The sequence below is a fragment of the Paenibacillus ehimensis NBRC 15659 genome (genome assembly GCF_004000785.1).
GTDB lineage: Bacteria > Bacillota > Bacilli > Paenibacillales > NBRC-103111 > Paenibacillus_G > Paenibacillus_G ehimensis.
Map to the genome: position 1 here is coordinate 1 of NZ_BILX01000145.1, position 6,382 is coordinate 6,382.

Sequence of the window (6,382 nt, forward strand, 5' to 3'; positions counted from 1 at the left end):
ATGATATGAACAAAGTCAAACGTCATAATTACTTCCTTCAGTTTAGAGCCAAAGTAAAACGGATTAGCAAATACCACACAAAAACCTTTGTGGACGAAATGGAAGTATCCTTAACATGATCCAGAGGCCAAAGAGCCTCTTTTTTATATGCAGAAGCGGGATAACATTACTTAGGTTAACAATGACAAACTGTGTTTTTGTCCTTAAAAAACAAAAAAACTCATGGAGTCAGTTTCATCCATGAGGGTAATCAAATCTAGGGTCATTGAATGTTTATTTCATTCCTTTCATTAGCTGGTGATTACCTGCACCCGGCTGATATTTATAGGATCGGTCTTCTCTTTTGCAAAAAACACCAAATGGTATTGATCTAAGTCATATATAAGATAATAGCCATCATATGCTTCATTCCAATACTCTTTGTCGGGTTTTCTTAATGCGAGCTTTACGTCCTCTGCCGTCATCTGGATTTGAAGAGACTCAACAGGAACTGAAATTTTGTTAAGGATTGTTTCCGGTTTTAAAACATTATGATCTTCGCCACATGAATCATGACTAAAATAAAAGTCCGCCTCACTTTTGGAATGACCAAACGAATACGTCCAGCACTCTTCATTCGAGATTCCTTTAGGCTCCCCATACACCTCAATAACTTCTGAGTAAGTAGATTTTAACGGGACCTCCATACCTTTCATTTGACCCTTAATTGCCGCTTCTTTTATAGCTACTATCGACTGAGATTTTAATTTGTCGTTGTGCTCCCTCGAATCGTTTTGTGCATTACAGCCAATTAATACCCACATGAAAGCTATCAATAAGAATATCCTTATTTCCACAATAAGCCACATCCGTAAGTATTATTTCATAAATAACAAAAAAAAGATAGTTAGTATCATTATACCAACTATCTTTATCTTATATCATTTTTTTTCAAGATTTCGTTTAATAGTTGATCGGAAATATTGAAATGCTGTTTAAACGCAGTTCTTGTCCGCTCATGAGGTTGAAGATTATCAAACCAAGCGTCGAATTTCTCCTTGCCAACATGATTCATCATTAACACGTCAAGAGAATGCTCCTCGTCTTCGTATAGATGTAGCTCTTTATCGTTGCTTGCGCTACCGTCCATTTTAAAGGAGGATAACTGATTAGGGTAAAATAGCATTGGATCTATCGTTTCATTATCCGCAGGAAGATCCTTAGCTACATTATTGATGTCGAGACGCAAATGGTAATTGTTATCTTTACCCCCAGTTGCAGCCCCAGTATTCCCTGATACAGCAATTTTCTGGCCTTTCGATACTCTCTGATGCGTACTTACCTTCTGGGAATCTTTGGTTAAATGTAGATACCTTGAGATGAGGTTGTTATTCGTTTTTCCTGGTTCAATGGCTTTGTGGTCATGCTTTATGGTAACATATTCTGTTCCATTTCCATATTTTTCATCTAGGGTACCGGGGAAATCATCTGATAGCAAAAGAATAAATAAACCGCACAGGTTAATAATTTCTAGCAGGGCCTGATTGTTCACTTCGCGTTTGTCGCACCACTTATCAAATGGCGAAAGTAATTCGTCCATCTTGTTCACTCACTTTAGAGGAGGAGTTTCGAACCATACTTGATGACCATTCCACTACTTGTCCGATCATTTGGGCGGCACCTTTACCTACAGTATCGCCCAATTCTTGAATAATCCTACTCTTTGCTGCCGCTGCAATTTCCTCTACGGTAATTGCTATCTTCATCAGGGGGGTTAATTTGAAGTTATGTTGTCAACTAATTCAGCGGCTTCTTTATCCGTAAGCTTCATAGATGAAATAATGCGACTAACGTTAAGTATCTTATCGCCTAAATTAGCTATTTTGTTGGCTGGCACCTTTTTTGATTCAATAATTTTTATTGCATTATTTTCTATCTCAGCAGTGGACGGATGAGTTGTTCTATCCAATAATGCTCCTCCTGATTTGCCGATCCCCAAAGCTACATACTTATAGTTCGTCGCATCACCTGGGATTACGGTTTCATATGTGGAAATACCAGCTTTAAATGTGTGGTTGATCACAGCGTTTCCCAGTGGATTCGCTTTACTATCGTATAAGGTCAAGTTTCCCCCAATTTCATTGTCAGGTATATCGTTATCCAGTTGAAAGGATACCCTCGAATTCGAACCTTCCTTTGTTACGACAACATTTCCGTAAGTAAACGTGCCTCTAAGCGCTTGGTATGGCAGTCTTGCGGAAGCCACTGGTTGTACTTGCTCCGACAGCTGTACTGGCGCTGCTGGTTGTCCATTTTCTCCATAATTCACAATAATTTCTTTAGCGTTATCATCATATCCAATATTCATCTTCGTGTTTTCTGCTATAAAACGAATAGGGACGTAGGCGTGCCCGTTATAGTTGAGACTTGCGTATTCTTCGGGAAGCTGCTTTTCTACACTGTTAAAAATATATTTAACTGGAAAAAAGGACACCTCTGGAAAGTTGGATGCAAGTACCGAAGCACCAAGGGATAAACTTGCGCCAACTATTGCACCCATAACAAATTTTTTCAAAAGAAATCACCCTTTCATCTGATCCTTATGAATTAAACGATCTAAGCCAATGAAAAGTTACGCATTTTTCCAAAAAATATGCATCCCCCTCAATTCAAGGAAGATGCATATTTGATAATGAATGTTTAATTAAATCTTATGCTCACTTGGCTCTCGGTATAAGGAGTAATGAAATAAGGTAAAATCTTTGAGCCAGCAAGACTCCCATGACCTAAACTTTGAACAGTGGGCACATTGCTGTCCCAAACGCGATAGTAACTACCATTATTCCAATATACAGCTACTTTTGAAAAGCGAGCATAATTAAGTTGTGATCCGGAGCTTGTGTTTCCTTTATAATATTGTACATATCTATCTCCTTCTTTTATAGGAGGACCATCCGGTTCATAAGCAATGGATGCTTGTTGATAGACTTTGACGTCAGTGCCAGCAGTTGAAAAGTTTCTATTAGGTGCCCACATACTAATATGAGATAAGATATACCAATTGCCATAAGAACCATTCCATACCTCTAACTCAATATTCTGTGCCTCCGTATAGCTCCAAATTAGATATAAACGTGGAGAAACGTTCTTATTTATTGCAGCTGTGGGAGATTGATACCAACCATCAGCATCTTCGCCCGGCAACCTTCCACCTTCCCACCCTATTTCTCCAAGATACATGCATGGATACCAGATAGTACCGCTTGGATCTTCGGTGACAAGACCAAGATCCGCACCTGATTGTGAGGTATATAAACCGCCAAAAACATATGCAGATCTATCGTAAGTCTTATTTAGAGATACGGACGGAAGGTCAACAAAAGCCGTCCCCCTTGAATAGCCCGCATTTGTTCGTAGTTCCCAAAGTGCGCCCGTATTAGTTCTATCATTTATTGATGGATCTTGAGTTAAACTTTCTGGTTTGATCAATTCAGAGAGATTTTTAATGCCCCTTTCTTTTTGTAATCGCTCTAGTTGGATCTCGTTGTTTGGTTTACCAAGTAATTCATTACGGGGCTTCAGAGTTTTGTATTCTGGATTTACGGCTATTTTATTTTGCTTCAGTTTCTCAGCATCGGTTTTTCTATCAAGAAATCCTGCAACAAGGCTTTTCACATCGCTATCACTGACTTCTCCCGCATTGATGAGATTACTTATTATAGATTTGTGAAAAGGCTCTAGTTTTTGGAGTTCTTCTTGCTTGACTCCTTTTTCAGCAAGAAGTTTTTCCTGAGCAACTTGTTGAGTCTGGGGCGGCAAAGTATCCTTGGAGTCACTAGCAAAACTTGATGGTGTCATTAGAGTGACCAGCAGCAGAGCTGTCATAGGTACTGCTATGAATTTTTTCTTCTTCATACAAAACCTCCTAAAATCTCAATAGAATTCGAATTTTCATGAGGGTCTGTTATGCGGTGTTGTCAATCCGTCGATTAAATTCTTTAATTGCTGATCGTTTAACCCCTCCTCTCCCGCAAAAGCAACTGCCTCACCTTGCGGTTTGATCAAAGAAGCAACAATATCGATGTTACTCTCAAGCTTAGCGATCACGTCATCCTTAATGCCTTGATCTTTCAGTACTTGTTTGTCCAAGTTCCTTTTTTGCTCAGCTTTTCGCAATAAACTTTGTTCAGTTTCTTTTGGTGCATCGGCAAATACAGAGCTTCCCGAAAAACACAATGTTAACGCTAACGACGCAGACAAAACGCTTTTTCTGATATTAACGGCCTAGAATAATCCCTCCAAATTAAGTGAGGTTGAACAATTCGTCGCGACCTCATCGTTCAAACATAATTTATCACAAACGCCTAAAATATGGGATGAGGATTGGTGCCTATTTTTGTTTCGATAGTTTCCTCTAAATGTACAAGTAAATACATATATTACCAAAGGGTGGTCTAGTTTTGTAGAAATTTATCGAATTGCTGTGTTTCGTGTAAGAATTACGGGAATTTTGTAAGAATCAATAAATTGTAAGCCAGAACATACTTTGCTATAATTAACCAGTAAAAAATTTTAGTTAAAGGGAAGGTATGTATTATGGTGGACATTAAGCATCAGAATAAAACCATCTCAGATATCATCTCCCAACTTAGAAAAGAGAAAAACTTGACATACGCAGAACTTGAGGAGTTAACGGGCGTAAGTAGAAGTGTACTAAATCGTATAGAGCGGGGAAACGAAGCGGCTAGAATTTAAAAATTTGAAGTCTATAGCCACAGCTTTTCCTGCTCATTATTCCGAGATTATGGAGTGTTGCCTACAAGAAGAAAACCGGATTAATACTTTGTTTGAAGTTCTCGAAGAGGTGACTACCTGTGAAAAGAACTTTTGTCTAGTTCCAAAAGTGGTGACGCGAAATACTTGAGTTGCATACGATAGAGACGGAAGAATCACTTCAACAACTGTTCGACTTTACCAAAACAGTAAATAATGATTCGCTGAAAATATCGCTCTATTCGTTAATTATTAGTTTTTCAAGAGAACGCGGGGTGCCGCATTACGTAGCTAAAGGGCTACTGCAAAAGTACTTGATTGAAAGGAACGATTTGAAACAACTGGAAAAAACATTTCAAATGGGTCAAGAAATTTTATATTACACTAACTTTTTATCGCGCGAAGAGAAAATTACGTCTTACTTCAGAATGGCATTGCATGCTTATGCAATCAAAAAATTTGAAGAATGCATACAACTGTGTGAGAAAGGTCTTTTGCTAGAGGAGGAAGATACCGAGCTTAAAGCAAGGGCTTATCTGGCGATGATAAATTCGTTTTCCCAACTACGAGACTTTGAAGCAGTTGAGAGACACCTAAACATATTTGAAAAGATGAAAAATGATTTTGTAGTCGTACCTGCCAAGGCGACTAAAGCCTTCACAAAAGGGAGAAAAAGAGAATATGATGTAGCGATACCCATGCTTCGGCAATATTTAGTGGAACTAGGAAAAGAATATAGGTTGCATATTGCTGACGAACTTCTGGAGATTTACTTTCAATTAGGGGATCTTGAGTCAATTGCTGAGATATTAGAGAAGGAAGAAGAATTATTACCTGAGCATCCACAAACACCGCATAAATACACAACTTTTGGGAGATTTCATAGATATAAAGGCTTCTATCAGTTTAGTAAAGGTTTGCTTGACGAGGGTATTGAAAGCTTTGTGAAGAGTTTAGAATTGTTCAGTAGCGTAAACGCTTTAGATGAAAAAGATAAATGCATGAAAGAATTGTTAAAAATTAACATTAACCTGTCGAAATCCCTTGAGCTTAAACATATAATTAAACTGAAGGAGGCATATAGATAAATTGTAAAAATCATACTTAATCGGAAGTGGACACTGTGAAGAAGTTTGTCTTGCTTATGGCTTTATCTTTGGCTGTGATCGGAACTATGTTTGTTGTTCCGCCAGATGCAAATCCGGGCCGAATTATTTTATACAATGATATTGATCCCGGATTCTGATTTCGAAATGAAATATAAATTTTTCTCAAGAACAGGTCGTTATATACCTGTTCTTTTTTTGTGTGCCTTGCAAACATTCGTTGCATGAAATGGAATAATAAGGTTTTTGTGAGATGTATGATACAGTTGATTTGTAAAAAGACAAATTACAACCGTTGAAAAAGGAGAATGTTATATGCTCTTATCAGTATCCAGAAAGGAGGATTATTCCCAAATTGATATCAGCGATGAAGCATTGCAGAACGATATGGAAAACATCCTGAACCAACTGAAAGAGGCAGTACAGTAAGGCGAAAGCTTAACGAGTGAATATGTTGTCCAATTGAGCCAACAATTAGATAGATACGTTTTAATTGCTCAAATTCGAAAAATACGATGTGTGAG

At 38.0% G+C, this 6,382-nt stretch carries 7 protein-coding genes; 2 read left to right on the forward strand and 5 right to left on the reverse strand.

Going from position 1 to position 6,382, the window contains the following annotated elements:
• Positions 1–290: 290 nt before the first annotated feature.
• From PEH01S_RS33685 to PEH01S_RS33705, 5 genes are all read right to left on the reverse strand, one after another.
• Positions 291–836: a DUF4309 domain-containing protein gene (locus tag PEH01S_RS33685; protein ID WP_164828137.1), complete on the reverse strand. Its 546-nt coding sequence runs from the start codon at positions 834–836 to the stop codon at positions 291–293.
• Between the two features lie 74 nt (positions 837–910).
• Positions 911–1,579, reverse strand: coding sequence for a M23 family metallopeptidase (locus PEH01S_RS33690; RefSeq protein ID WP_127490401.1), 669 nt, complete (start codon positions 1,577–1,579; stop codon positions 911–913).
• 174 nt (positions 1,580–1,753) lie between these two features.
• Positions 1,754–2,554, reverse strand: coding sequence for a stalk domain-containing protein (locus PEH01S_RS33695; protein WP_127490402.1), 801 nt, complete (start codon positions 2,552–2,554; stop codon positions 1,754–1,756).
• A 125-nt stretch (positions 2,555–2,679) separates the two neighbouring features.
• Positions 2,680–3,894, reverse strand: coding sequence for a hypothetical protein (locus tag PEH01S_RS33700; protein ID WP_127490403.1), 1,215 nt, complete (start codon positions 3,892–3,894; stop codon positions 2,680–2,682).
• Positions 3,895–3,930: 36 nt separating this feature from the next.
• Complete coding sequence (locus PEH01S_RS33705; RefSeq protein WP_127490404.1) at positions 3,931–4,239, reverse strand: hypothetical protein; 309 nt, start codon at positions 4,237–4,239, stop codon at positions 3,931–3,933.
• A gap of 336 nt (positions 4,240–4,575) precedes the next feature.
• Between PEH01S_RS33705 and PEH01S_RS35695 the strand changes: the two genes are divergently transcribed.
• Positions 4,576–4,734, forward strand: coding sequence for a helix-turn-helix domain-containing protein (locus PEH01S_RS35695; RefSeq protein ID WP_246063143.1), 159 nt, complete (start codon positions 4,576–4,578; stop codon positions 4,732–4,734).
• A gap of 293 nt (positions 4,735–5,027) precedes the next feature.
• Positions 5,028–5,840 carry a transcriptional regulator gene (locus tag PEH01S_RS35700; protein WP_246063144.1) on the forward strand — a complete coding sequence of 271 codons (813 nt, stop codon included), beginning with the start codon at positions 5,028–5,030 and terminating at the stop codon, positions 5,838–5,840.
• Positions 5,841–6,382: the final 542 nt, after the last annotated feature.